Origin of the sequence: Rhodococcus sp. CX, assembly GCF_015865005.1 — a bacterium.
Taxonomy (GTDB): domain Bacteria; phylum Actinomycetota; class Actinomycetes; order Mycobacteriales; family Mycobacteriaceae; genus Rhodococcus.
Window position 1 is genome coordinate 5,420 of the sequence record NZ_JADZGH010000023.1, and the last position, 489, is coordinate 5,908.

Here is a 489-nt window from a genome sequence, read left to right on the forward strand (position 1 = left end):
TGCCTCCCCCGCCGCACTGCAGGGCGGGCAACAGTCGATCGACGCCAACCCGATCGGTGCGGGCCCGTACACCCTCGAGTCGTGGTCGCGTCAGGACGTCATCAAACTGACCCGCAACGAGAACTACTACGACGCACCGCTTCCGCACCTGGACAAGCTCGAGATCCGGTCGATCATCGACGCCGACCAGCGATACAACACCCTCACCAGCGGCGGCGCAGATCTGGCCCTCGAAGGTGTCTGGTCGAACATGACGAAGGCGAACGACGCCGGACTGCAGAACGCGGTACTCCCGCTCGGTGGTGGAACGACGATGGTGCTGAATACGACGAAGGCGCCGTTCGACGACGTCCGGGCCCGCAAGGCGTTCACGATCGCCCTCGACCGCGACGCACTCAACAACGCGGTCTACAACGGCGCAGCGAAGCTTCCGGAAACCCTGTTCGACGAGTCCTCGCCGTTCTACCAGGACATCCCCCTCGCCGAACA

1 protein-coding gene is annotated in these 489 nt (G+C 64.4%); it reads left to right on the forward strand.

Features of this window, described 5'->3' with window-relative positions:
- Nucleotides 1–489: ABC transporter substrate-binding protein (locus I0Q12_RS02045; RefSeq protein ID WP_231609852.1), on the forward strand; the 489-nt coding region annotated here is incomplete at both ends.